Source organism: Mucilaginibacter daejeonensis, from assembly GCF_020783335.1.
Taxonomy (GTDB): domain Bacteria; phylum Bacteroidota; class Bacteroidia; order Sphingobacteriales; family Sphingobacteriaceae; genus Mucilaginibacter; species Mucilaginibacter daejeonensis.
Genome location: NZ_CP086068.1, coordinates 3,337,239 through 3,362,186 on the forward strand (window position 1 = coordinate 3,337,239; position 24,948 = coordinate 3,362,186).

23 protein-coding genes are annotated in these 24,948 nt (G+C 47.2%); 10 read left to right on the top strand and 13 right to left on the bottom strand.

Annotated features, from left to right (window positions below; genetic code table 11):
- Positions 1-34 precede the first annotated feature (34 nt).
- From LLH06_RS14230 to LLH06_RS14240, 3 genes are all read left to right on the top strand, one after another.
- Positions 35-1,654, top strand: coding sequence for a PAS domain-containing protein (locus LLH06_RS14230; RefSeq protein WP_228169958.1), 1,620 nt, complete (start codon positions 35-37; stop codon positions 1,652-1,654).
- 190 nt (positions 1,655-1,844) lie between these two features.
- Positions 1,845-3,704 (top strand): PAS domain S-box protein, encoded by a 1,860-nt coding sequence (locus LLH06_RS14235; protein ID WP_228169959.1) that lies wholly within the window; start codon positions 1,845-1,847, stop codon positions 3,702-3,704.
- The gene (locus LLH06_RS14240; protein WP_228169960.1) at positions 3,691-4,086 is read left to right on the top strand and encodes a BLUF domain-containing protein; all 396 of its coding nucleotides are present in this window, start codon (positions 3,691-3,693) and stop codon (positions 4,084-4,086) included. The genes LLH06_RS14235 and LLH06_RS14240 overlap by 14 nt, the downstream gene beginning before the upstream one ends.
- A 152-nt stretch (positions 4,087-4,238) precedes the next feature.
- Here LLH06_RS14240 and LLH06_RS14245 read toward each other — a convergent pair whose 3' ends face one another.
- Positions 4,239-5,213 (bottom strand): NmrA/HSCARG family protein, encoded by a 975-nt coding sequence (locus LLH06_RS14245; RefSeq protein WP_228169961.1) that lies wholly within the window; start codon positions 5,211-5,213, stop codon positions 4,239-4,241.
- Between the two features lie 107 nt (positions 5,214-5,320).
- Here LLH06_RS14245 and LLH06_RS14250 point away from each other — a divergent pair, with 107 nt between their 5' ends.
- Complete coding sequence (locus LLH06_RS14250; RefSeq protein WP_228169962.1) at positions 5,321-5,698, top strand: winged helix-turn-helix transcriptional regulator; 378 nt, start codon at positions 5,321-5,323, stop codon at positions 5,696-5,698.
- 152 nt (positions 5,699-5,850) lie between these two features.
- On the opposite strand, the gene LLH06_RS14255 is transcribed toward LLH06_RS14250, so the two are convergent.
- From LLH06_RS14255 to LLH06_RS14275, 5 genes are all read right to left on the bottom strand, one after another.
- Positions 5,851-6,885: an LLM class flavin-dependent oxidoreductase gene (locus tag LLH06_RS14255; RefSeq protein ID WP_228169963.1), complete on the bottom strand. Its 1,035-nt coding sequence runs from the start codon at positions 6,883-6,885 to the stop codon at positions 5,851-5,853.
- 10 nt (positions 6,886-6,895) lie between these two features.
- The gene (locus LLH06_RS14260) at positions 6,896-7,873 is read right to left on the bottom strand and encodes an ATP-grasp domain-containing protein (protein WP_228169964.1); all 978 of its coding nucleotides are present in this window, start codon (positions 7,871-7,873) and stop codon (positions 6,896-6,898) included.
- A 235-nt stretch (positions 7,874-8,108) separates the two neighbouring features.
- Positions 8,109-10,802, bottom strand: coding sequence for a M14 family zinc carboxypeptidase (locus LLH06_RS14265; RefSeq protein WP_228169965.1), 2,694 nt, complete (start codon positions 10,800-10,802; stop codon positions 8,109-8,111).
- A gap of 21 nt (positions 10,803-10,823) precedes the next feature.
- Entirely contained in the window at positions 10,824-12,161 is a 1,338-nt protein-coding gene (locus tag LLH06_RS14270; RefSeq protein ID WP_228169966.1) for a RagB/SusD family nutrient uptake outer membrane protein, read from the bottom strand.
- Positions 12,162-12,178: 17 nt separating this feature from the next.
- Entirely contained in the window at positions 12,179-15,250 is a 3,072-nt protein-coding gene (locus tag LLH06_RS14275) for a SusC/RagA family TonB-linked outer membrane protein (protein ID WP_228169967.1), read from the bottom strand.
- 10 nt (positions 15,251-15,260) lie between these two features.
- Here LLH06_RS14275 and LLH06_RS14280 point away from each other — a divergent pair, with 10 nt between their 5' ends.
- The 3 genes from LLH06_RS14280 (at position 15,261) to LLH06_RS14290 (ending at position 17,538) form a co-directional block, all read left to right on the top strand.
- Entirely contained in the window at positions 15,261-15,551 is a 291-nt protein-coding gene (locus LLH06_RS14280) for a hypothetical protein (RefSeq protein WP_228169968.1), read from the top strand.
- A gap of 311 nt (positions 15,552-15,862) precedes the next feature.
- Positions 15,863-16,603: an SDR family oxidoreductase gene (locus tag LLH06_RS14285; protein ID WP_228169969.1), complete on the top strand. Its 741-nt coding sequence runs from the start codon at positions 15,863-15,865 to the stop codon at positions 16,601-16,603.
- Positions 16,604-16,632: 29 nt separating this feature from the next.
- Entirely contained in the window at positions 16,633-17,538 is a 906-nt protein-coding gene (locus LLH06_RS14290; RefSeq protein ID WP_228169970.1) for a helix-turn-helix domain-containing protein, read from the top strand.
- A gap of 24 nt (positions 17,539-17,562) precedes the next feature.
- Here the strand turns inward: LLH06_RS14290 and LLH06_RS14295 are convergent, their stop codons facing one another.
- From LLH06_RS14295 to LLH06_RS14315, 5 genes are all read right to left on the bottom strand, one after another.
- A complete protein-coding gene (locus tag LLH06_RS14295) occupies positions 17,563-18,138 on the bottom strand; it encodes a Crp/Fnr family transcriptional regulator (protein ID WP_228169971.1) in 576 nt (191 codons plus the stop codon).
- A 12-nt stretch (positions 18,139-18,150) separates the two neighbouring features.
- Positions 18,151-18,507, bottom strand: a complete 357-nt coding sequence (locus LLH06_RS14300; protein WP_228169972.1) for a DUF1330 domain-containing protein — start codon at positions 18,505-18,507, stop codon at positions 18,151-18,153.
- Positions 18,508-18,582: 75 nt separating this feature from the next.
- Positions 18,583-19,491, bottom strand: coding sequence for a helix-turn-helix domain-containing protein (locus LLH06_RS14305; RefSeq protein WP_228169973.1), 909 nt, complete (start codon positions 19,489-19,491; stop codon positions 18,583-18,585).
- A 13-nt stretch (positions 19,492-19,504) separates the two neighbouring features.
- A complete protein-coding gene (locus LLH06_RS14310) occupies positions 19,505-19,858 on the bottom strand; it encodes a hypothetical protein (RefSeq protein WP_228169974.1) in 354 nt (117 codons plus the stop codon).
- 78 nt (positions 19,859-19,936) lie between these two features.
- Positions 19,937-20,740, bottom strand: coding sequence for an SDR family oxidoreductase (locus tag LLH06_RS14315; RefSeq protein WP_228169975.1), 804 nt, complete (start codon positions 20,738-20,740; stop codon positions 19,937-19,939).
- A gap of 164 nt (positions 20,741-20,904) precedes the next feature.
- On the opposite strand from LLH06_RS14315, the gene LLH06_RS14320 reads away from it, so the two are divergent.
- Both LLH06_RS14320 and LLH06_RS14325 read left to right on the top strand, forming a co-directional pair.
- Positions 20,905-21,909 carry an aldo/keto reductase gene (locus tag LLH06_RS14320; protein ID WP_228169976.1) on the top strand — a complete coding sequence of 335 codons (1,005 nt, stop codon included), beginning with the start codon at positions 20,905-20,907 and terminating at the stop codon, positions 21,907-21,909.
- Positions 21,910-21,917: 8 nt separating this feature from the next.
- Entirely contained in the window at positions 21,918-22,805 is an 888-nt protein-coding gene (locus tag LLH06_RS14325) for a helix-turn-helix domain-containing protein (RefSeq protein WP_228169977.1), read from the top strand.
- Positions 22,806-22,934: 129 nt separating this feature from the next.
- Here LLH06_RS14325 and LLH06_RS14330 read toward each other — a convergent pair whose 3' ends face one another.
- Together LLH06_RS14330 and LLH06_RS14335 are read right to left on the bottom strand one after the other, a co-directional pair.
- Positions 22,935-23,711 (bottom strand): SDR family oxidoreductase, encoded by a 777-nt coding sequence (locus LLH06_RS14330; RefSeq protein ID WP_228169978.1) that lies wholly within the window; start codon positions 23,709-23,711, stop codon positions 22,935-22,937.
- Positions 23,712-23,763: 52 nt separating this feature from the next.
- Entirely contained in the window at positions 23,764-24,342 is a 579-nt protein-coding gene (locus LLH06_RS14335) for a TetR/AcrR family transcriptional regulator (RefSeq protein WP_228169979.1), read from the bottom strand.
- Between the two features lie 118 nt (positions 24,343-24,460).
- Here LLH06_RS14335 and LLH06_RS14340 point away from each other — a divergent pair, with 118 nt between their 5' ends.
- Positions 24,461-24,859, top strand: coding sequence for a VOC family protein (locus tag LLH06_RS14340; RefSeq protein WP_228169980.1), 399 nt, complete (start codon positions 24,461-24,463; stop codon positions 24,857-24,859).
- Positions 24,860-24,948: the final 89 nt, after the last annotated feature.

Here is a 24,948-nt window from a genome sequence, read left to right on the forward strand (position 1 = left end):
TGAACACTGATGAGCGCTTTCTCACACGCCATACATGAACACACTGTTTATCAATTATCAAAATAAGGTCAGGTCGAACTTGTCCTCATCCTCACCAAGCGATGACGGTGACGTGAGTTACTGGCAAGGCCAGCTGTTCTATAATTTCCTGATCTATTGCCTACCGATCAGCCTTATTGCATTGATACCCAGTGTATACATGTCATTCAAAGATGATCTTCCAGCTATCGCGGTCGTTGATCTGCTATGCTTCTTTTTGATCGCCACAGCCACGTTCTCCTCACAACTGAAGGTCCGTCAACGCAAGATTTTGGTGATCAGTGTATTCTACTTTTTGGCGGTCTATCTGATCAACGCGCTGGGTTATATAGGCCCGGGTATCTTTTACCTGTTCTTTATTACTGTGCTTATCGGACTGATATTCCCGGTTCGCTACGCGTATCGGTCGGTAGGAATAAACGCCATGATCCTGGCCACATTCGCCGCACTTATCAATTTTAAACTGGCAAATTCGGCGTTGATCAACGAATACACCACCGGCAAGTGGATCGCCTTCAGTGTAAATCTCATTTTCGCAAGCTTGGTCATCATTTTGGTGATCGATAAGATATTTGATGGTCTGCAGCTGACCATCGTGAACAAAAGCCTTCTGGAAGAACGCTACCGGCTGATCTTCGACAAAAGCCCCTTACCGATGTGGTTATTCGATACGGAGACCCATAGATTTTTGGACGTGAATGAAGCGGCTATCAGACACTATGGTTATGACAAGAACGAATTCCTCTCAATGAGTATCATGGATATTCGTAGTCCCGACCAGATATCCGATACGGCAGACCTGGTGAGAGCTAACAAATTGTCTGGACAATACTATGGAGGTACTGCGCAGCATATAAAAAAGAATGGAGAGACCATACAGGTAAAGATCGAAAGCAATCTGATCACGCTGAACGGCAACGCTGTACGGCTGGTCCAGGCTACGGACATCACTCTTCAGGTGGCTCATCAAGCTGAGTTGAATCGTTACAATCAAAAGATCAAAGAATCAGAATCCAATCTTCATGCTTTATTTGACAGCGTTATGGATGGTATCGTGTTGTTGGACGCGGAGGCTCGTATCAAGCTCTTCAATTCAGAAGCTTCGCGTTCAATGGATCTCAATAAAGGTAAGGCCGCTTTAGAAGTGGGTCGAAGCATCTTTGACTTTGTGGAGGACGCAAGAAGGGATCATTTTGAAGCAGTGTTGTCAAAAGTTTATAAAGGCGAGACGATCGACTACGATCGCAGGTACCGAATCAGGGGCGATATTCATTGGATAAGGTTCACGGTCAATCCTGTCCGTGAAGATGATGACAAGATAACGGGAGCTTGTATAACCGGGCGAGACATTACAGCCAGAATGCTGTATCTGCGGTCTGTAGAGGACCAGAACAAGGTTTTCCGCGAGATCGCATGGATGCAGTCTCACCTTGTGCGTGCGCCATTGGCACGTATCCTTGGCCTTTTGCCCATGGTCGATAGCGAAACGGATTCTGACGAAAGAAGTGTCATCCTGAAGTACATCGGCGATTCTGCGAACGAGTTGGATTCCATTATCAAGAAGATCAACGAAGAGTCGACCCGTATCACTCAAAAATATCCTCCACTTCCCTGAATGGTTGAGTAAGACCATCGCTTGGAATTGCTGGGACAGATCAGCTGACTTGTGCTCCGCACAACCTGTGTCGTGAACTACGATGTACAAAGATCACGTGCAGCGAAGTGCTGCTCGTTAAAGATCGGTTTCACATAAGTTAGGCATGATAGCTTACAACCTTTTTGTTTAAAAAACGTTGTAAGCTATCATGCTTGATCTATTGAATACTTTGAGCGACGACGCTAATGCTTTTAACGCCGATCACCAAGCCGTATTGAACGCTGTCATGACGGCCACTGATGATGCGATCATTACCCAAGACCTGAATGATAACATCATGTCTTGGAATCCAGCCGCCGAACGGCTGTTCGGTTACACAAGCTTGGAGGCTTTAGGTCAGCCGATCAGCATTATCGTACCTTCTGAAAGATCTGCCGAACAACGGTATATCAATGGCCAAATATCAAAGGGGAAGAAGGTCGATAGATTTGAGACCATTTGTTTGACCAAGCCAGGGACCCAAAAACTTATTTCCATCAATGTAGCTCCTATATACATTACTGAGAGGGTCATTGTTGGAGCGGCCATAGTTGCTCGGGACATTAGTGAAAGGCGGTCAGAAGATGAAAAACAAGCTACGCTGACAGCTATAGTATCCACGTCTGATGATGCCATCGTGAGTAAGACCCTGCAAGGCATCATCACCAGCTGGAACCCGGCAGCAGAAAAACTATTTGGCTACACCGAACAGGAAGTTATTGGAAAACATATCTCCCTGATCATTCCGCAGGATAGGCTGCAAGAAGAGAACTTTATCATCGATCAGGTGGCACAGGGCCGCAAGGTAGACCAGTTTGAAACGGTTCGACGTACCAAGGATGGCCGAGATATCCATTTGTCCATAACCGTCTCTCCCGTCACCGACCCATCAGGCAGGGTCATCGGTGCATCTATAATAGGAAAGGACCTTTCGGCCACCAAACAATTTAGAGAGAAGCAAGGCATGTTGGCTGCACTGATCAGCAGCTCTGATGACACGATAGTGAGTAAAACACTGGATGGCAAGATCACCAGTTGGAACCGTGCGGCTGAGCGGATGTTCGGCTATACGGCTGCCGAAGCTCTGGGCCAGCACATCTCACTGATCATCCCGACCGAGCGATTGAATGAGGAGACCTTCATCATTGGTCAGGTGAGCAAGGGTAATAAAGTGGACCACTTTGAGACCGTACGCGTTTCAAAGGATGGCCGTTCGATACCCATCTCCTTATCAGTATCTCCGATCATTGATGAGAATGGTCAGATCATCGGGGCATCTAAGATCGCACGAGACATCAGCGAGCAGGTAGCTATGCAGGAAGAGAAGGCCCGGCTTTATGACGAGATCAAGGCACTCAATGACAAAAAAGATGAGTTTATTGGTCTCGCCAGCCATGAATTAAAAACGCCGCTAACCAGCATTCAGGCTTATTTACAGATACTGAATGGCGAGTTAAGTGATGAGCGCCGTAAAGAATTCCTCCGAAGGGCGACTCATCAGGTCAAAAAATTAAATAGCTTGGTATCTGACCTGCTCGACATCTCTAAGATACATGCAGGAGAATTGCGCTTTGACCCTGCACCTTTCGACCTGCATCAATTAGCACTCGACGCTATCGAATTGATCTCGGCCGCCAACCGGCAATACAGCATCGATTTTAACACTGACGTTAAGACCATCATCGTACAAGGCGATCCGCAGCGGATAGAGCAGGTGATCTTAAATTTGCTTACCAATGCTATCCGTTACTCCAATAATAATCACCAGATCGATGTTTATTTATCTATAGATAGTGATGTAGCAAAGGTGGCTGTTCAAGACAGGGGCATAGGCATACCCGCCGACAAATTAGAACAGATATTTTCACGCTTTTACCGGGTGGGAGAAAACAAGAACGTATCAGGCCTGGGCTTGGGGTTATACCTATCGCAGTATATCATCGACCGGCATGGTGGGCGCATATGGGCCGAAAGCCAGCCTGGAGAGGGTTCAGTATTTTATTTCACCTTGCCTATTGAAAAAAAATAATATGGACCTGTACTACTTGATCTATACCAGCTCACCTGCTAAACCAATGGATGATGATTCGCTGCTTGAACTGCTGACCACCTCCCGAGAGGCCAACAGCCGTTTTGGTATCACCGGGATGTTGATCTATCTGCCTGATAATTTTATCCAGTTGATAGAGGGGCCAAAGGACCATATCATACAGCTTTACCATAACATTCAGCGAGATAAAAAGCATTACAGGGTGACCTCCTTACAGGAAGGACCGATCACAGAACGTTTCTTTCCTGATTGGGCAATGGCGTTCGAGAATAAGCAAGCGTCAGATCTGGGTAATGCTCAATTAAGTTTGCAGGATGAAAGGGTACTTGAACTGTTCGGCATAATGGAAGGCCGTCCCTGAGTGACCAGCATTTCGGATCTTTGAACAAAAGGTCGACCTTGTCCATTTGATCAGTGATCATTTACTCATCTAAGTATTTGATATTGTATGAACGGCCCCGCGTATTTCTGCTTGAATGCTATGGCTCCCGCTAAGGACTATTCATTACAGAACTAAAATGATCGCTTTTCACCTTTCCAACCGGTCTTGCGAAGAAATTGTTCCCAATCGAGACTTTTTGGGTCTATCTGCCGACTCCATTCAAGGTCACGATCACTTTTAAAATAGCCATATTCTACGGCGTACCTCACCATCCCTGTCAGCTCCCTCACCAGGTCTTCATTCGAGGCAAGTTCAGGGAACTGACCAAGTAGTTCTTGCTTTGTATAGGCGGACCGATACTCAGCATTTTTACCCGTCACCCTGTTGAACGTTTCGACCATTTCTCGTGGCGAGATAAGATCACCTATTACCGGTAGTGACCGGTCGGCATAGCGTTCGGGATCAGATAATATCTCTAACACCGCCGGACCCGTTGCCGTAAGCGGGTCTACGAATGGCGCACGAAAGTCTTCGGGCAAATAAATCGGAAAGATCATCTTATCATGTTCCATCTTAGGCGTGTAAAACTCCATAAAGTTGGTGTAAAAGAATGCCATATAGATGAATGAACTGGTGACCGGTAACGTACGGATATAGCTCTCGATCCTGGCCTTATCGGTAAAATGTGGTGCGAACAATTGACCATTAGTAAGCTCATCTACATTTTCAAGGCTGCTGAAGACGATGTGCCGCACTCCCGCGTCAACAGCGCCATCTGCCAGTTGCTTACCTAATTCAAATTCATGAGTATCAGGTGGTACGATACTTGGCGTCATCAAGAAAACGCTATCCGAGCCGCTGAAAGCCTTTGTATAAGCTGCCTGATATCCTACATCAAGTGGCAGAGCGATCAGCTCAATTCCTTTTGCCAGTAGGCTGCGGGCTTCCGCGGTATCGGTACGGCGGGTGATACCCCTAACACGGTAACGCCCGCTTTCTAATAAGGTATGGGCAGCACTACATCCCTGCTTTCCTAAGACACCGGTAATTGTGATCAGTGGCTTGTGTACATCTGCTGATGTTTTGTATATCATTGAATCGTTCATCGCTGTAACAATAAGTTGGTACTATGAAATTTATAGTTGCAAACCTATTGATAGCTTGTTAGCTTTGCAATAACTATCCATTTGGATAGGTGGCTCAAATGAACGACATGACGATAGAATGCAGATCCGACCTTGTAAAATTCAATGATAACTTATATCCATGTACGGTCAGTTTAGCGATGGAGTTGATCGGCGGAAAGTGGAAGACCGTCATTTTATATCATCTCAAAGACGCCCCTAAACGTTATAGCGAGTTGAGAAAGGAAATGCCCTTCATTACCGAAAGGACATTGAGCCTTCAACTGAAACAATTGGAGGAAGATGGGTTGATTACCAGGCAGGTTTATGGTGAAAAGCCACCTATCAAAGTGATCTATAGCCTGACCGAGTTCGGTGAAACTGTCATCCCTGTACTTCAGGCTATACTTACATGGGGTAATGAGATCGCTTTAAGGAACGGAGAATTTGTACAGGCAGATAGGTAGCTAAGTATTCGACACCTGAATGCTTAAACAAGAGGAAGAAGCCGATCTCTGGAGGTAAAGACTATGCTTTGTCGAGCATGTTCAATAAGCTATCTTATGTTCATGGTTAACTTTTAAACTGATTTTGAACCCGGCTAGATCTTTGGCCTTTGTCAGGCATTGGCTATTGTGGTGATGACCTCTTCCGCGAATCGTTCCATCTCCTCTAATTGAGGGCTGCATTGCAGCAGAAAAAAGTCAACGCCTATCTTTTCGAACTCTGCTATGCGATCCTGTACCTGCCATGGTGTACCAATCAGGCCCGAACGCAATCCCCTGTTGGATACAGAGTAATCCTGCAAGGATACCTGTTGTTCGAGCTGTGTGCCTGACAACCATTGTTGATAGTTCTTGTATCCTGATGACCCCTCCTTAACGTTTGTGATCCGTTCCAATTCTTGCTTCACCTCTACGTCGCTGTTGCGTATAATGCTGTAGGCCGCCACGCCGAATTTCATTGGCGGTAAGCCTTTTCTATCGCGTCGTTCACGCAGGTCATTGATCCGCCGTGCGATGAGTTCAGGCGAATCACCGTGCATCACATAGCCGTCGCAAGTGGCTGATATCAGCTCCTTAGCGGCCTCTGACTCGCCACCGGCATATATATTAGGGCGCGAACGGTTAGCGACCGGTTTGGGTTGAAGCACATTGTCTTTAACATTATAGTAGCTGCCGTTAAAGCTGAAATGATCCTGCTTCCATACATTGTCCACCACCTTGAGCCACTCGGCAGTGCGGGCATAGCGATCATCATGCTGCTTGAATGAAATACCGTATTTTTCGGCTTCGTCCTTCCACCATGATGAAACCACATTTAGCGATAACCGGCCACCACTGATGTGATCGATGTTGGCGGCTTGCTTTGCCAACAAGGCTGGGTTATGAAAAGTAGGCCTAACGGCTACCATCAACTCCTGCTTTTGTGTAACGGCCGCTAAAGCAGCAGCTGTGGACCAAGCATCCAACGAAGGTGCTTCTTCACCTTTTATATCGTTCAAATATAATTCGGCAATAAGGGCAAGATCAAAACCGATCTCTTCACTCCTTACAGCCAACTTCTTTACGTATTCCCAGCTGGGCGCCATGCCCTCGTCCTCAACATTACGCAGCCAACCACCAAAAATGGGCAACCAATATCCGTATCGCATATCGTTATATTTATTGTGCTACCGCTTCGTCAACGGTCGAGCGTACCGCTTCCTGTTCTAAATAATCTACCAATCGCTCGTGTGGGTTAAAGCCGATCACGTTCACTGCATCGGCTACGAAATTCGATAGCGCATTTACATCATAATAAAGCACCTCTCCGTCGCGGTCATCAATAATATATTCGATACCGCCTACATCGATACCACTCTGTTGTACAATGGTCTCTATATTTTGGATAACATCAGCCTGAGGTGTATCGGCTTCCACTTTTAAGCCGTTCTTGGGAGCGTCCACCGCACAGGCGTTACGTACCAGGTCCTGCCCCGTTGTGGTTTGGCATATATCTGCCGGGCACAAGTTGAAACTTTCGCCTGATGTGTACACCTTAATAGCATATAAATATTTGCCTCCTAGTGTCTCCACCCGGGTGATGTGACCGCCACGGGCAGGAATAAATTCCTGCACCAACGCCGTATGATCGATACCAAGATCGATCTGTCCGTTTTTGACCGCCTCGCGGACCTCTTCGATGTCATTGAATTTTTCGATACCTGCACCGCTACCGCCAATATTGGCTTTGACCACGATCGGAAATCGTAACCCCTCCGTAGCCGCCTCCAACTGCGACGCATGGTTGATCACTCTTGACTTAGGATATTTGATGCCAAGCTTTTGCAGCAATTGTAATTGTAACGCTTTCGAGGTCTCATATACAAAGGCCTTGTATCCATTGATCACCCTAACACCATTCTCTTCTAAATGCTTCAGGTAATTTAAGGTGTAAAAGGTGCCTTGTACGCCACCACGTAGATAAGCCGACGGGCTCATTCGGTTAAAAAATAACGATATGCCACCCGCGCTCTCTTCGATCGCGTAATGATGCTGGGTGGGATCCGCGGTCTCGTAGCTCAGCCCTCTTTTTTCCAGTTCAGCGAACAAAGGTTTGAACCAATCAGGATGTTCATGTGAAATAACGATATTGCTCATGATCTATAAATTCTATTTATTTAGTAGACATTGCAAATGTATACGTTTTGAGCTTGATCAGATCAACTTAGTTCGTTGTATTTATTTTTTTACAAAAGGCTTTATCAGTTCAGACCTGGATGTAACAGGAAGCGTTGAAACATTTGTATACAACTTTCATTCCTCTGCCTGATTAATTGACCTTGCCGCCTTTAAAAGCTGCACCTGAGGCGAACAGGTGCAGCTTGGATATCGGTCACTCCGCACCGAAGCCTCCCCCACCGTTAAGCAGGTTGGCAAAGAAAATAGCGTTGAGGAACAAACGGTTAGTTCCCAACCAGTAACCCCGGTAAGTAGGGTCATCAGCAAATAGCACCACCTCGCCATTACCGCTTGCGGCAGCAATGATCGCGGCGGAATTAGCCACTCTGTCAATATTCAATTTGGATGAATAGCCATTAATGAACGGCTTGCTGTTATACTGTGCCACCGTTGCGTATTTGTTAGCGCTCGGTACCAATATGGTAGGCCCATTCTTGTTTATGAATAATTTACGGCTCGTAACACCAAAAGCTATCGGGTGTGTGATATCCAGATCGGCCTGAAAGATGGCACCGTTGATCCTTCGCGAACCTTCCACATCCTCCTGCCGGGCGTAGTTCAATCTTTGCTGTTTTTCTTTCTTAGGTTCTTCATTCCCTATAGGCCTTGACGAGTTAGCAGCACGTGTCGTGCCAGGGCCAGTGGCCGCATCTTTGGCATCTTTTGGTGCTGGTGGAGGAATGTCGCCGCGGCCGCCCCGGTTAGCGAAGTCAGCTTCTACCAGTTTCTCTTTTACCAGGCCTTGCTGCACCGCCCACGCTGTAGCGGTTTGAAAAGTGATCAGCGTGCCTCCATCATTCACCCAATTCTTCAACTTCTCAATAATGGTGTTATCCCAGGCGCTGTAGTTGCCAGCAGGTAATACCAATACATTGTATCGTTTCAACGATGCCCTCGCAAAGCTGCTCAGGTCGATCTTGGTGACCGGCAGGTCCAATTGCTGGTTCAGCAAGAACCACACCTGACCCGCCTCTGATGCCGTTACGCCCTGACCGAACGCCAGCGCTACTTCCGGTTTTCGTACCGCTTTGATGTTGCTGCTTCCCAGGTCGATACCTTCGGCGCTAAAACCGCCATTTACAGCCAACACGTTGATATGAGTCTCTGCAGCTACATCGCTGACAGCTTTATGCAAAGAATCGGCTGATATGGTTTGCCCTGCTACAGGTATCACTAACGATCCGGGTGCAAAGCTACGCTTGCCACTACCTGCATTCACAACGAAAGACTTGAAGGCCGTTTTCACCAGCACGTTCCTGATCAGCAGTTTATATAAAGCTTTACTTGCATTGTAATCACTATAGTTGAGCAAGTAAGCATAACTCGCGCGATCGCCCTCGATTAGGCCTTTAGCAAGGCTTACATTGCCGACCTCCGATCCCTTTGCTATGACTGTTGGCACCTTCGCATATTTTAGCCCGTACGCATGAATGATGCTCCAGCCGGTGTTATCATAATAGATACTGTCGCGCAAGATGTTCTCCTCAAAGATAGAGTGTACTAGTAAGAAGTTCGGCTGGGCCGAAGGCACCACAAAGGCTTTTCCCTTTTCAAAGGTTTTACCATCCTGGCTGTAATTGTCGGTGAGCCCGTAAACCTTTATGCGGTGTTGTAGTAACAGTCCTAAAAACTTTTGCGTAAGGTTCACGTCCTTACTATCGCCAAATATATAGGACTTGGCTGTGTTCTTTTGACCTTGCTCCAAGGCATATTTAAAGAAGTCTTTTTGTACTTTGAACAGACCGGTCTTTTCGGCCACCGCGCCACGTATGGTAGAAAAGCTGGTGGCTAAATGGTTACGGATAGTGAACGCAAAAGTGACCAGACCATTGCTCGATTCCTGTTGAATACCGCGTGAACTAGCCTGCTCGAACGTGGCCGCTACCGACCCAAAGAACTTAGGATAAGTAGAACCATAGATCGGCGACAGGTTATCGTAATTTTCCTTAGTAAAATAGAATGAGCCGATATCATCCAGCGCTTTTGCATGGTATTTGGCCAATATAGCTTGGTACTCATACAAAAACTGTGGTATAACCGGGCTCTCATGCCTTTTTGGTGTAGGCTCAAAATAGTAAGTGGCATTGGTACCCTGCTCGTGGAAATCGATCTGCACGTTAGGATACCATTTGTGAAAGAACTCGATGCGGTTGCGGCTTTCCACCTGCACTAAATTTAACCAATCGCGGTTAAGGTCGGTAAAGTAATGATTGGTGCGACCAGCCGGCCAGCCTTCAACGTGTTCCTTATCAATGGGGTCACCCACCGGCGGGAAAGAATGATAAGCATTATGCCAATTGGCCGCGCGGTCGCGGCCATCAGGATTTAGTGCTGGGTCAATGAAGATCACCGACTCGTTCAACCATTTCTGTGTCTCGGCATCATTGCTGGCTGCCAGGTAATACCCGGTAAGTAAGCTCACCTCGGTACTCGATGTCTCATTGCCGTGCACACCGTAGCCCAAATGGACAATGATCGGGGCATTGCTGCTTAGTACCGGTTTGGCCGGATCGGTCTGATTCAGGTGTTCCTGGCGTATCTGTTCCAGTTTGTTATAGTTAGATGGCGACGTAATGGTCACGATGATCTGCTCACGCTGCTCGTAGGTCTTTCCTATGGTTTGAACATGCACCCGGTCACTTACGCGGGCAAGCTCTCTAAAGTATGCATTCACCTGCTCTATACGCGTGAAATACGAACCTATGGGATATCCTAAAAATTGTTCAGGAGTTGGGATCTTGCTATCTAACGCGGTAGCTTTCGGGAAATAGTAACTATTCTGCGCCTTGATCTGTTGCGCAGGTGCGGCTAATGCGGCCAATAACAGTATTTTGTATAAGGTCTTCATCTATGTAATATTTAAATTCAATTAATAACCTGGATTCTGTGTAACGTCGGGGTCTGATAGGATATCGGAGTAAGGTATAGGGAACAACCAGTAATTGCGGTTGGTTAATCCTAATACTGCCCCGGCACGCTCTGTGCGGGTAAGGTCGAACCAGCGATGAGCCTCGAACGCGAACTCTACCCCGTTCTCATCCTCGATGGCCTGCATTAGCTGGGCTTGCGTAGTGGCGGTTGTCGCTGCCACATCTGCTCTAGCGCGAATGATGTTCAGATCTGCGGCTGCATCTGCCAGCTTACCTTGCTGGGCACGTGCCTCGGCACGGATCAGGTACAATTCGGCTATGCGGATCAGGTATGAGGGGTCGACGCTGGTAGATGTGGTATTGTATAAAACGCCATATACCGAACTTCCAGTGCCAGCAATTAAAGTATTCCGGCTGCCACCAATAGCAGGATTATTCAACTTGGCCACCAAAGCATCAGAAGGCTTTAAAGTGTATTGACCACCGGCCGAACTTGGATACCACAGATTCCAATAGGTGTTGCGATCGTTGACCGAGTAAGCCAGTTCGAACACCGACTCGGAAGTTTGAAAAGGGGCGGTAAAGAAACTTTTGTAAGGTTTTACCAATGCATATTTGGTATTGCTGATCACCTGAGTGGCATAGTTCTCGGCATCGGCCCATTGCTTACGATACAAATGCAGCCTTGCCCTTAAAGCCCGGGCTGCGCTTTTTTGTGCCCTGTTACGTGTCGTAGCATCTTCGGGGAGCAACTGTTCGGCCTGAACCAGGTCAGCCTGCACCTGGTCATACGTTTGATCAAGTGTACTGCGCTTGATGCCTTTCAACACCGAAAGGTCAGTGGTCGGCTTAAGTTGTAGTTGTACACCGCCCCAACCTCGGGCAAGGTCAAAATATCCCAATGCCCTGATAAAATAAGCCTCGCCCAGTATCTTATTTCGTTCAGTATTGGTCAGTTGAGCGTCCTGAACACCCGGCACATAGGCTATCACGCTGTTAGCTGAGTTAATAGCACGATAAATGCTTTGATAGGCCGATACGGTGATCACATTATCGGTCGGTACGGCGTTCTGGTCTAGTTGAAGGTATTCGCTCAGGGTACCGTTAAATATCACGTTATCGGTAGTGATGGTGCCCAGGGTCGGGTAGCTTGAAGCATAATATCCCTGTACCCGGTCATAGGCTCCAATGATGGCTGCACGAGCGGTGCCAGCGTCAGTAATGGCGCTCTCCGTTGGTAAGGCGTTGTTAGGAACGACCTCCAGATATTTCTTGCATGATGTGGCCACTAATAAAGCAGCGATCAGGAGTGTATTTTTAAGATATGCAGTTTTCATGATGTCCATTTTACTTGTTAGAAGGTTACGTTAGCGCCGATCTGGAAGGTCTTAGGCTGCGGAACGGTCGCCCAATCATATCCTGCGGTGTTCTGGTTGCTGCTTTGCGAGCTTACCTCAGGGTCGAGGCCTCCATAACGGGTGAAGGTGAGCAGGTTGGTAGCTTGTGCATAAAGCCGGATCTTGTTCACTTTGATCTTTTGTAAAAATGCCGATGGTAGATTGTAGCCCAAGGTCAGTGTCTTTAACCGGATGAACGACCCATCTTCCAGATAGCGTGAGCTTAGATTGGCTACATTGCCACCATAGTTGTTGGCAGCACCTCCATTCACTGCCGGATTGCGGCTGTCGGTGGTCAAGCGCGGTATGTCGGTCTGATCACCCGGCTTTTGCCACCGTTCCAATTGCCGTGGCAGGAAACCGATGTTAGCTTGTAAGCCACCATGCACCATGAAGAAATCGTTCATGTTCATGATCTTGTTACCCTGCTGAAAGTAAAAGAAGAAGCTAAGGTCAACATTTTTATAGCTGAGGTTGTTAGTGAAGCCACCGGTGAACTTCGGTAGAGCATTGCCTACGATCTGGCGATCGGCCGAGGTGATCTGACCATCCTTGTTCACATCTTCATATACAGCGTTACCGGTTTGCGGGTCCACATAAAGCTGTTTGTATAATTGGAACGAGTTGACCGCAAAGCCCTGCCTTAAAATGGAAATGTTACGGCCCGAAGCGCCCAAGGCTATATCTGATGCTAATTTCTCGATCTTGTTGTTATTGAAAGAGATATTGAAGTTAGTGTTCCATTTAAAGTTGGCCGACCTAACGTTGGTCGAATTGATGTTCAACTCTACACCCTTGTTACGCACTGCACCATAGTTTTGAAGGTAAGAAGTGAAACCTGAGCGGTAAGGCACCGGGACGTTCAGCAAAAGGTCGTAAGTATATTTGTTGTAGTAATCCACTACAAAGGTCAACCTGTTCTTTAAGATACCGAACTCCGCCCCCACATCGACCTGGCGGGTGGTCTCCCAGCCAAGATCAGGGTTGGCCAATTGCGAAGGTGCAGTACCCGGTTGCTCGAGGTAATTGGCTCCTGAAGACCATTGCCCTTGGGCGGCGTATGACCCGATACCGTTTTGATTACCCGAAAGCCCGATACTGGCCCGGATCTTTAACTCATCAAAAATATTGAGCTTTTTAATGAATTCTTCCTGACCGGCACGCCACGCAAACCCACCTGAAGGAAAGTATCCCCAACGGTTGTTCACCCCGAACTTGGTCGAGCCATCGGCACGTATGCTTCCATCTATTGTGTATTTGTTATCATACGTATAACTCACCTTGCTGAAAAAGGAAAGTAACTTTGACTCAGCCTTTGATGAAGAGCCAGAACGGGTAGCTGCCACAGCAACTGACTTTAAGCTGTTAGCAGCGAACCCTGTCCCGGTAGCTGTGGTGTTTTGAGAGAGCACGGTATTAATGGTATTACCAATGAGCGCATTGATATTATGCTTACCGTTCGGGCCGAACGTCTTAATATAGTTCAGAACCTGTTCGTTGGTCAGCACCAAATTCTTGTTCTCGTATGATGCGGCTGATCCATTCGTCGCTATACCTGCGCTGATCAGCGTATTTGAGTAATTATTTTCATATTCGGAGCCGTTGTCAAGGCTCCAGCTACTGCGCAGCTTCAATCCTGGTATAATGGTATACTCGCCATATATATTACCAATCGTGCGCCATCCCACGGCATCATTGTCCAGGTTCTCGATCAGTGCGATGTGGTTGTCAAAACTACCGTACCGGGCATAGGTGCCGTCGGGGTTGTAAATAGGTAAGTATGAACGGGGAAATAACGCCGAATTGATAACACCGGTAGGATTGTTGTCGCTACCGCTGATCTTTCGTCGTGACCGGGTGAGGTTGATGCTGGTCCCTACTTTGAATCTGTCGATCAGGTAAGTATCGTAGTTCAACCTTGCCGTATAGCGGGTATAGTCAGATGGTCGTACCACCGATTCCTGGTTCAAATAGCCCAGACCTATGTAATAGTTACTCCTTTCGGTACCCCCCTGCGTAGCCAGCTCATAATTTTGGGTACGCGCGGTACGGAAAAGATCGGCAAAGCGATCATACGTGGGTTGCCCTTCCGCGTTAGCGATCAATGTTGGTGCGGGCAGGGCAGGATTATCCTTCACGGTATTCACGCGCGCCTCATTGGTCAATATGGCGGTCTCAGGTCCGGTAGCTACTTTGAATTTTTTAATGGCGGTAGACCAGCCCTGATAAGTGTTCAGGCTAATGCGAGCCGCTGTATTACGCTTGCCCCGCTTGGTGGTCACGATCACCACACCGTTAGCGCCTAATGAACCATAAATAGCCGTAGCGTTCGCATCTTTAAGTATCTGTATATCCTCGATATCGTTGGGATTGATATCTGCCAATGGATTAGAACCTTGTTGGTTACCCAAGCCGGTCTGGATCGGATCAGTGTTGCTTACAAAAACCCCATCAATGATATATAGCGGGTCTACAGAGGCATTGATCGAGTTATTACCTCTCACTCGGAACGTGATGCCACCACCCGGCACGCCATTGCTGGCCAGCACCTGCACACCAGTGGCCTTACCTTGTAGCAATTGGTTGAAACCTGCCACCGGCTGGTCTTTGATCACATCACCTTTAACGCTGGTGATGGAGCTGGCCACATACTTTCGTTCTTGCACAGTATAGCCGGTAATGACCACATCATTCAGTTGACTAACGTTCTCTTTGAGTTGGATCTCCACCGGGCTCCCATCAACTTTGGTCTCCTGCTGAATGTACCCAATAAAGCTTACGACCAATGTATACGGAAAACTTTGACCAGTTACGAATGAGAACTTACCGTCGGCATCGGTAGCGACCGCATGCGTGGTCCCTTTGATCTTGACCACAGCACCGGCGATAGGTTGTTTATTATTAGCATCGACGACGGTGCCTAATAGTTTGGATTTGATGGTGGGCTGGCCACCTTGTTGCGCCATAGCAATGTGAGTCACCAAGACCCATAGCAATGCCAGGACACTGTTTTTGTAAAAGTGTTTCATGTTGAAAAGTATGTTATTGAAAGATCGGCCGGACCTCACAGATGTTAAATATGCCAGCCTTAGGAGACTTACTGAAAAAGCATCAGGGCTGATGCGCTCAGCAACAACAGTGGAATTGCATTACTTTGGTGTTGGTCAGGCTATTCAGCACACGTTGTGGATCAACGGCGCGCTCAGCCAGCCCCCATCGTTCGAAGATGCTGTTGGGTTGCAAAAGGTCGTGCTTCATGGATTATTCTATAATATCTATCGATTTAGTAGACAAATAAAGCGATTTAAATCTTTCCTTGCAAATTTTTAGCACATTCATAAAAATTAAGACCTTTTGCAATGAGCGCCATATCCTTTTGATCACTTTATCCGCCTATTCTACTCAAGCGAGGATGTGAACATTCAAGCCTCTCCCACTTCCGTTCATCATTAGGATATTTATTATGACTGAGATATCAAGTGCTCGACACTGCACGCTATGTGGTGATAACAGCTCGTATCTCGTGCAGCACTTACAACCAATTTATTGTTTCAGAACCTGCTAAAACGGCTACTCATTTGACCAAAACGGCTACATTCAAGCTATCAGATCTTATGAGATTTGCTTCCTAATCAATAGATATGAATAGCGAGATAGCAGGAAAAGTAGTAGTGATCACAGGTGCCAGTAGTGGCATCGGCAAAGCAACAGCCGAATTATTAGCCGCTCAAGGTGCAAAGGTGGTGTTAGGTGCACGTCGAATTGAACAATTGGAGAGTATAGTGGATGCGATCCGGCAAAATGGAGGTCAGGCGGCATATACACAGACAGATGTGACCCAACGTCAGGATTTGGAAGCATTGGTGGCCCTTGCCGTAAAACATTTTGGCCGTCTGGACGTGATGGTGAACAATGCGGGTATCGCACAGTTATATCGTATGGAAGAAACGGACGTAGAAGGCTGGGAACAAATGATAGATGTGAACATCAAGGGTACGCTTTACGGCATCGCCGCTGCTATGCCTGAGTTTCTGAAGAACGGTTCAGGGCACTTTGTGAATATTATCTCTACCGCTGGTATTGCGATCGTGCCCACCATGGGCGTTTACGCAGGAACCAAGAACGCGGTACGTACGATCAGCGAAGCGCTTCGTCAAGAGTCGGAAGGACGATGGAGGGTAACGGGCATCTCCCCAGGGTACGTGGCCACCGAATTTGTAAGTAATATCAAGAATGAGGCCATACGGTCGGCCAGCCAGGCAACAGCTGATCGGATATCGATACCTCCCGAAGCAATCGCGCAGGCGGTGGCGTATGCTATCGGTCAGCCGCAAAATGTGGATGTAGGTGATATCGTTATCCGGCCGTCGGTTCAAGGTTGAATAAGTAAAATTACCTAAATACAGATCATGTGAACACAATTAGATTTGAAACGATAACTGATCTGATCCGCCGCCTGGGGCTTGAGGCACCTGCTCATCCATTGATCACACTGGTCAATTATGATGAGGTAACGGTGGATCTGCGTGATGCGGGTAATTGGATCGTGCTCGACTTTTATAAGGTCACTTTCAAGAAAGATTTTACTGGCAGCGTGAAATATGGGCCAGGCACTTATGATTACCAAGAGGGCGGCATGGCTTTCTTGGCTCCCGGCCAGGCTGTTCAACTAACGGCCGAACTTGACAATTTTAACGGCTATGCCCTATACTTTCACCCTGATCTACTGACCGGCCACTCCCTTGCACAAGGCATCCATCACTATGGTTTTTTTGACTACTCGGTGGCAGAAGCATTATTCCTCTCATCGAAAGAGAAGTCGACGATGGAAGGGCTTTTTCAAGCCATCCATACAGAACTTGAAAATAAAATCGATCAGTTCAGCCATCAGGTACTGCTGTCTCAATTGGATCTGTTGCTCAATCATAGTGATCGCTTCTATAACCGGCAGTTTCAGACCAGGAAGAACATCCACCACGAGCTTATCTTGAAAATGGATAAGTGGTTGGCCGACCGCTTTAACAACGCGATCGTTAGCGGGCCGCCTTCGCCCAAAGACATCGCTGCTCATTTGAATGTATCACAACGTTACCTATCGGATATGCTCAGGTCAATTACCGGAAAGACCACTCAACAGCATATTCACCTCGCGTTGATAGAGAGAGCTAAATCGTTATTGGATCAAACCGACCTCACCACTGCAGAGATAGCTTACCAACTGGGATTCGAGCATCCTCAGTCTTTTAATAAGCTATTCAAGCAACGCACCAATATGTCTCCTGTAAGATACCGGCGTGACCAGTTGCGTGAGAACTGATCACGCCGGTGTTATTTGTGCCCTCTAAAGGTCTTTTTGTTTGCGTAGCATGCTCAAAAAGGCTGCGGTGATCCCCAGGTAGCTGGCGATCTGCTTTTGATCGATGCGCTGCTCAAGACCCGGGTAATGCTGTCGGAATTCCAGATACCGCTGTTCTGCAGTTAGCGAGAGATTGGACGTTACCCGGCGCTGAAACATGTCAAAACCGTTTTGGATCAGTATCCGGAAAAATCGCTCCAGTTTAGGGATACGGGCGAACAATTCTTCCAGATCTAGCAAGGTAAAGTAACTGACCTCCGTATCTTCAAGCGCTTGTATGGTATGCGTAGCAGGCTTCCTCTTAAAGAACGATACGTTATCGCATGCCCACCAATTCTCGGGGTAAAAACATAGGTTATGTTCCTGTCCGTCCGTATCAGTATGGAACATTCGCAAACATCCTTGCTCAACGAAGTAAATATGCCGTTCAACTTCCCCCGGCCCGATCAACACTGACCTCTTCTTTACGCGTTTCCGGCCCATTACAGCCAGTATCTGCTCCTCTTCGTCAGAGGCAAGTGCAACGTGAAGAGCAAAATTCCGCAGGATCAGGTGAGACATGATACAAGTATATTAAATGTCGATCTGCCGGGTCATGATCAGTTTAAGTTCGGCGGTACCCGCAATGCGAAGCGGGTTGGCGATCGTTTGGTATACTTCACTTTGAGGAATGGTCATGAACGCTTCGGCACTGGGGTACTCTACAAGTACCACCTCGTCCCATTGTTCCTGCCCATCTGCAACAATATTCGCTACCACTTCGCTCACGAACCTTACTTTAACGCCTTCGATGCCTAACTGCTTAACGACCTGGCCGAAGGCAGGGATATACTCGTCAAAATAGACCTTCTTGTCTTTGAACCTTATCAGGTTCAGCATCACCACAGGTCCCTGACCTGGCTCGATATCGGGAAATTTGATCTCTTCCATAGCACAAAGGTCGCAGTGGTTCGCCGTAAAAAAGTTCAAGTAGTTGAAGAGTTAAAAAACACCGTGCACCGACCTTTAGTTGAAAGAGGCCCTGAACTCCAGCGGCGACCGCTTGGTTTTGCTTTTGAACAACTTACTGAATGACTGTGAATGTTCAAAACCCAGGCTGTAAGCGATCTCGCTTACAGAAAGCGTGGTGGTGGATAATTGCTCTTTAGCCTTTTCGATCATTTTTTCGTGGATGATGTGCTGGGTCGTTTGACCGGTCAGCTGTTTTAAAAGGCTGCTCAGATATTTGGACGACATGTTCAGCGTGTCGGCAAGATACTGAACGGTAGGTGCGCTTTTGGAAAGCAATGCTTCATCATTAAGATACTCGTTTAAAATTATTTCCAACCGTTCCAATATCTTATGGTTGGTTATCTTACGCGTAATAAATTGGCGCTGATAAAAACGCTCGGCATAGTTGAGCAAGGTTTCCAGGTTGGCAATGATGATATCCTGGCTAAACCTATCGATATTAGCATTATACTCATTCCTGATGTTTCTGATGATATCGTTAATAACGGTCTCTTCCTTGTCAGACATGAAAAGCGCTTCGTGGGTAGCATAACCGAAGAACTCATATCTCTTGATCTTAGCAGCGAGCGAGGTGTTCCATAAAAGGTCCGGATGGATGAAGAGCATCCACCCCTCCAGGTTGGCGGGTATACCGTTCTCATCTCCTCGTAAGATCTGACCGGGCGATAAGAAGGCCAACAGGCCTTCATCAAAATCGTATTTTTGCTGGCCGTATACCAGGTTATCACAACCCCTCTTCATCGAGATAACGTACATATCAAATACCACCGCGTCGATGTCATGGTCATTCTTTAAGCCTTTCAGGTCAACGATACTGATCAGCGGATGGTGCGGCTTGGGCAGCGCCATCAGGCGATGTATCTCTGTCACCGAGCTGATGCGGTATGGCTTTGCTTTTTGCATAACACAAGATAAGTTAATTTTTGAACGGATATTTTAACCAGATCATTAATAACGGCATGATCAGGAACGGTACCTCGATCAGGGTCACTTTGACATTACCGGCCCTTAGCGCCAACCCCATGATCAATACTATAGTCATCGCATTGATCATGTTACCCAAGAAGAACGTTCTGGGGATCAATATAAGAACGCCGGTCAGCAAGGCCAACCCTACCATTACCGGGATCATAGACCTGTTGATACCCAAGCTCTCCATCATAGTAAACGATTTGGGGTTATTTTGGTAATGCGCGGTATCCCACGCATGCTTGAAGCTGAGCGATACAGACACAATGAGCAATGTTAAAGAGATGAAATTTTTGATCATGATGAATTAATCTATAGTATTAACTGAAGAGGCGGCCGAAAGCTATTATACACGTGCTATGGTATCGGAGCCTTTAATTTATCTTGTTGAGTTGTTGGCCTTAGCGTTCAATTGCTTGAACCGTTCAAATTCTTTGTGTCCGAAGTTAATGAGCGCACCTGGAACGATCCTGCTTGCCCATTTGATTACACTGATCAGGGTCGGATTGAGTTCGGGTTCGTCGCGCTGCAATCCCTTAATGGCAACCTTGACCATTTTGCCGACATCCATGGAGAGGGATGAATTGGTATCCGTTGGCAATATCCAGTCCTTTTGCAGGTTGGTTCTCACTCCGGGAGGTATCATTTCAAATACCTTGACACTGGTCCCCTTCAACTGTAAACGTAAGGCCTGAGTGTAAGCACGTACCCCTGCTTTGGATGCACTGTACACGGGTGCCACAGAGAATGGCATGAACGCGATACCCGAAGATACGTTCACGACGGCAGATGATGTTTGTCGAAGCAATATCGGCAGGAACTGATGTGTCATTTGTATGGTCCCTGAAAGGTTGATGTCGATCTCTCGGGTCATATCTTCAAGATTCGGCACATTGTCTTGCAGATCAAGCAAGCGCATCTCCCCCGCATTATTAATGAGCATGTTAAGCTCTGGGAACTGCCGCGACACGGTATCATAAAGCTTCCGGATGCTATCCGGATCACTCACATCGCTTTGGAAAGCATGAACCTTAGGAAACACGGCTCGTGTTTCATTCAATTTATTCAGGTCGCGACCGGTGATTATGATAGTAGCTCCGATCTGCGTAAGCTGTTTCACCAGTTCCAAGCCTATACCACTTGTTCCGCCGGTGATCAGTATAGTGCTATGTTGTAGGTCCATATTGCTAATGTTTTAATAAAGCAAATTTGCATGGTGCAAGGCAGCAGAATGTGTGCAAAAGTCGCAGGCTTGTAGCCATTTGTCATCACGTTCATCCGTGATTTGCTTACGAACTTCAGGGATTTGCTTAAATGGGCGACGTTTGGCCTACCGATCTTTGTGTCATGGAGATCAAACACATCACATTAGGCAGCGAGGGACTCGTGGTGCCGAGTATAGGCCTGGGTTGTATGGGCATGACAGGCTTTGAAGAAGGACACATGTACGGCCCGGCGGACGAGCAGGAAGCCATTGCCACCATTTATCGTTCATTAGAATTAGGCGGTAATTTTTTAGACACTGCCGACCTTTACGGGCCGTTGAAGAACGAGCAACTTATCGCTAAAGCGATCAGCGGCAAGCGCGACCTGTACATTCTGGCCACCAAATTTGGCTGGGAGATCGATGACAACAATAAAGTGACCTGGGCCATCAACGGTAAAAAGGAATATGTAAAAAGGGCATTGGAACGTTCGCTCAAGAACCTGAACACCGATCACATTGACCTGTATTACTTGCACCGCCTGGATAAGAGCACTCCCATTGAGGAAACGGTAAGTGCTATGGCCGAGTTGGTAAAAGAAGGGAAAATTAACTATATAGGCCTGTCAGAGGTTTCGTCAGAAACGGTTAAACGAGCGCATGCCGTACACCCGATCACTGCCGTACAAAGTGAATACTCGTTGTTTGAGCGAACTGTAGAAGAACGCGGTGTGCTGGCGACCTTGAAAGAGTTGGGGATAGGCTTTGTCGCTTATTCGCCCTTAGGCCGAGGATTTTTATCAGGCCATATTAAAAGTTTGGACGACCTGCCGGAGAATGACTTTCGCAGAGCGATCCCGCGTTTCCAAGGGGACATGTTCCAAAAGAATATTGAATTGGTCAAGGCCATAGAAGCTATGGCCGAAGCAAAGCAGGTCACCTCCTCACAGTTGGCATTGGCATGGATCATTAGCAAAGGCATAATGCCCATACCAGGAACTAAACGCAGAAAGTACTTGGAACAGAATATTGCGGCCGCCGCCATCAAACTTACAGACGCCGACATCACTCAACTGGAAAGCATCGTTCCGTTGGGTACTGATACCGGTGCCCCTTATGACGAGTTCAGTATGGGCTTAATTGATTAAATTTGAGCATGAACGCGATCAACTCAATATCCCAATTCCATCGTTTGTTGTCGTTACCTGAGCCGCGGCACCCACTCGTTAGCGTGATCGACCTGGCCGAAAGTGTCTTCCTGGATGACGAGATCTGGAAAGGATTCATTAACCGTTTTTACTGCGTGGCGCTCAAACGTGAGGCTAAGGGAAAGATCAAGTACGGCCAACAACATTACGATTATGATAAAGGAGTGTTGAGTTTTACAGCGCCTAACCAGGTCCAGCAACTTGACCTGCAGAATATGGAATGCGGGTCGGGCTATCTACTGATATTTCACCCCGACCTATTGTTACAGCACTCACTGGCCAACAGCATCCATCAGTATGGCTTTTTTGATTACGCGGTCAACGAAGCGCTACATCTATCGGCCGAAGAAGAAGAGGACCTGATCACCATTCTGAATAAGATCGATAAAGAGTGCCGACATATAGACAAGTATACTCAAGAGATCGTCCTGACCCATATAGAGAGCCTGCTAAAGTATTCGAACCGATTCTATGAACGTCAGTTCCTGACGCGTAAGAACAACAACTCAGCACTACTGACCCGGTTCGAACAGTTGATCGATGACCACTTTGATGGCGATGTACAGGGACTGCTTACGGTACAAGACATCGCTACCCGAATGAACCTATCGCCCAACTACCTGAGCGACCTGCTACGGATACATACCGGGCAAAACACCCAGCAACACATTCATGAAAAGCTGATCTCAAAAGCTAAGGAGAAACTATCGACCACCGGTCTTTCGGTAAGTGAGATCGCCTACGCCTTAGGATTTGAACATGCACAGTCGTTCAGCACACTTTTTAAAAAGAAGACCAACCTGTCTCCGCTGGAATTCAGACAGACGTTCAACTGATATAGAAGTTCTGACAGGCGAGATGGGCGACAAGTGTTGTTCGCGTTCAGCACCGACCATGATCATAAAACGGCCCGATCAAGTTGACCGGGCCGTTTTATTTATCATCTACTGCGAATGATCGCTGAGTTACGCTACCACTGGTAAAGAACCACCATCTATAGCGTAGATGGTACCGGTAAGGTAGGCTGCCGATGGCGAAACCAAAAAATGAACCAACTGGGCCACCTCTTTTGGCTCGGCCATACGGCCCATCGGGATACCACCGGTTTGGGCCATCAATTGTTTCATACCTTCTTCCGGGCTTATGCCTGCCGATGTTGCATAATCATTCAGGAACTTTACCATCGGATCTGTTTTTGTGGCACCCGGCGCAACGGTCAGTACACGAACGCCTTTATCCGCCAATTCTGTAGACAGGGCTTTGCTATAACTGTTCAATGCGGCTTTAGAAACAGCATAAGCCATGTTCAAATTCCATAAAGCTTGTTTACCAGAAACAGAAGAGATATGGATGATCACGCCACTTTGTTTAGCAAGCATTTGCGGCAGTAATATCCTGTCAAGGCGGATGGCTGAAATGAGGTTCAGGTCCAACTCCTGTTGCCAAAGGGCATCTGTCAGCGTGCTGTGACCGCCGCCCGGAGTGGTGAGTCCGCCAACGTTATTGATCAGTATATCGATACCTCCAAAAGTATCCTCTATCTCCTGCGCAAGTGCAGCTACCTGATCAGCATCGGTAAGGTCCGCTTTAATAAAATGATGAGCGGTCTCCTCGGGCCTTGTTCTGGCACTTACGATCACCTGTGCACCAGCGGCAGCCAACTCATCGGCGATCGCCTTGCCAATACCTTTGGTGCCACCGGTCACCAATGCTCTTTTTCCGTTAAGATCTTTCATTTCCATGTTGTTGTAATTTAATATTCTGAAACATTTGTTTCAAAATTGGTCAAAAAATTTATTTGGTTAATTGTTTAATAAAATATTCAGCCATACGCTTGATCTTTACGGCGTCGCGGTGTAGGATGAATGACTCATACCACCCCGTCCAGGTGCTGTTAAAATAATCGGCCAGTAGTGCGGGGTCTTCATCATCACGGATCTCGCCATTGTCCATAGCTTTTTTGATCAGGTCATGTAAGAACTGGTACGACCGCCGGTCGTCCGCAGCCAGTATCTGCTTTATCCGGTCATCATTGGTCGCCACCTCAAAGGCGCTTTTTACCGCCATGCAGCTATCCTCACCGTTGATGATGATCTTGACCGCTTCATGGATGTAGTCCACCAGAACGGATAACGGTGACCTTTCGCTGCCCAAGCGTTCTTCCCAGTCCTTCTTCCGGATATCTGTATAATGCTGCACACACCTCACGAACAGTTCCTGCTTATCACCAATGGTATTGTACAAACTGCTGCTGTTGATCTGCATGGCATCAGTCAGGTCGCGAAGCGTAGTTGCGTTGTAGCCCTTCTTCCAAAAGACCTCCATCGCTTTTTGAATAGCTTCTGCTTCGTTAAATTCTACATTCCTGGCCATGACGATGCAAAGGTAGGCAAATTTGAAACACTTGTTTCAGATATAAGTCATTTTGTGATCAGATAAGTCTAAAGAATGTTTAACATCATACTGTTATATTGCAATTCTACAGATCAAAATGCACCAATACATCGCTCATATCGCACTGACCGTTCTTGACTACGACGAGGCGATCCGCTTTTACACTGAGATCTTAAATTTCAAGCTGGTTGAGGACACTCCTCTCAGTGATACCAAAAGATGGGTGTTGCTATTGCCTCCGGGTGCCAAGGAATGTCACTTACTGCTGGCATTGGCCACTGATGAGCGCCAGCGGAACAGCGTAGGCAACCAGACGGGTGGACGGGTCTTTCTTTTTCTCTATACCGATGATCTGGTACGCGATATTAAAGCGATGACCGCTAAAGGCGTTAAGTTTATTGGCGAACCACGAAAAGAGACCTATGGATCCGTAGCAGTATTTGAGGATCTGTATGGGAACAAATGGGACCTATTGCAACCGACGCACTTTAAATAAAGTCTGTGACAAACGTATCTATGTTAGCCTAAGCTGCTATCGATGGTCAATCTGCTAATCCTATTGCGGAACCTTCAACCTTACTAATA

Excerpts from the sequence above, each read along its gene's own strand:
- LLH06_RS14230 (WP_228169958.1), top strand. The coding sequence starts at position 35 with ATGAACACACTGTTTATCAATTATCAAAATAAGGTCAGGTCGAACTTG.
- LLH06_RS14235 (WP_228169959.1), top strand. The coding sequence starts at position 1,845 with ATGCTTGATCTATTGAATACTTTGAGCGACGACGCTAATGCTTTTAAC.
- LLH06_RS14245 (WP_228169961.1), bottom strand. The coding sequence starts at position 5,213 with ATGAACGATTCAATGATATACAAAACATCAGCAGATGTACACAAGCCA.
- LLH06_RS14250 (WP_228169962.1), top strand. The coding sequence starts at position 5,321 with ATGACGATAGAATGCAGATCCGACCTTGTAAAATTCAATGATAACTTA.
- LLH06_RS14255 (WP_228169963.1), bottom strand. The coding sequence starts at position 6,885 with ATGCGATACGGATATTGGTTGCCCATTTTTGGTGGTTGGCTGCGTAAT.
- LLH06_RS14260 (WP_228169964.1), bottom strand. The coding sequence starts at position 7,873 with ATGAGCAATATCGTTATTTCACATGAACATCCTGATTGGTTCAAACCT.
- LLH06_RS14265 (WP_228169965.1), bottom strand. The coding sequence starts at position 10,802 with ATGAAGACCTTATACAAAATACTGTTATTGGCCGCATTAGCCGCACCT.
- LLH06_RS14270 (WP_228169966.1), bottom strand. The coding sequence starts at position 12,161 with ATGAAAACTGCATATCTTAAAAATACACTCCTGATCGCTGCTTTATTA.
- LLH06_RS14275 (WP_228169967.1), bottom strand. The coding sequence starts at position 15,250 with ATGAAACACTTTTACAAAAACAGTGTCCTGGCATTGCTATGGGTCTTG.
- LLH06_RS14280 (WP_228169968.1), top strand. The coding sequence starts at position 15,261 with ATGTTATTGAAAGATCGGCCGGACCTCACAGATGTTAAATATGCCAGC.
- LLH06_RS14285 (WP_228169969.1), top strand. The coding sequence starts at position 15,863 with ATGAATAGCGAGATAGCAGGAAAAGTAGTAGTGATCACAGGTGCCAGT.
- LLH06_RS14295 (WP_228169971.1), bottom strand. The coding sequence starts at position 18,138 with ATGTCTCACCTGATCCTGCGGAATTTTGCTCTTCACGTTGCACTTGCC.
- LLH06_RS14300 (WP_228169972.1), bottom strand. The coding sequence starts at position 18,507 with ATGGAAGAGATCAAATTTCCCGATATCGAGCCAGGTCAGGGACCTGTG.
- LLH06_RS14305 (WP_228169973.1), bottom strand. The coding sequence starts at position 19,491 with ATGCAAAAAGCAAAGCCATACCGCATCAGCTCGGTGACAGAGATACAT.
- LLH06_RS14310 (WP_228169974.1), bottom strand. The coding sequence starts at position 19,858 with ATGATCAAAAATTTCATCTCTTTAACATTGCTCATTGTGTCTGTATCG.
- LLH06_RS14315 (WP_228169975.1), bottom strand. The coding sequence starts at position 20,740 with ATGGACCTACAACATAGCACTATACTGATCACCGGCGGAACAAGTGGT.
- LLH06_RS14320 (WP_228169976.1), top strand. The coding sequence starts at position 20,905 with ATGGAGATCAAACACATCACATTAGGCAGCGAGGGACTCGTGGTGCCG.
- LLH06_RS14325 (WP_228169977.1), top strand. The coding sequence starts at position 21,918 with ATGAACGCGATCAACTCAATATCCCAATTCCATCGTTTGTTGTCGTTA.
- LLH06_RS14330 (WP_228169978.1), bottom strand. The coding sequence starts at position 23,711 with ATGGAAATGAAAGATCTTAACGGAAAAAGAGCATTGGTGACCGGTGGC.
- LLH06_RS14335 (WP_228169979.1), bottom strand. The coding sequence starts at position 24,342 with ATGGCCAGGAATGTAGAATTTAACGAAGCAGAAGCTATTCAAAAAGCG.
- LLH06_RS14340 (WP_228169980.1), top strand. The coding sequence starts at position 24,461 with ATGCACCAATACATCGCTCATATCGCACTGACCGTTCTTGACTACGAC.